Here is a 231-nt window from a genome sequence, read left to right on the forward strand (position 1 = left end):
GGACCCTGGCGGTTTCTTGTTGTGGTTTCTATGCCTGGCTTAAACGTCCACCTAGCCGACGGGCTCAGGAGAACGAACGGTTGCGGGTAGCAATCCGTGCGGCCCACAACAAAACACGCCGAACCTACAGTGCAAGGCGCTTGCAAACCGAACTGGCTGCCGAAGGGATCGTGGCGGGTCGGGATCGGATAGCGCGACTACGTCGCGAAGACGGCATTTGCTGCATCCAGC

Annotated in this window: 1 protein-coding gene; it reads left to right on the forward strand. The window is 59.7% G+C overall.

Annotated elements, in window-relative coordinates:
* The coding region (locus ACUHMQ_RS21715) for an IS3 family transposase (protein ID WP_445297454.1) at positions 1–231 on the forward strand (231 nt) is incomplete at both ends.

Source organism: Chitinimonas violaceus (assembly GCF_052601015.1).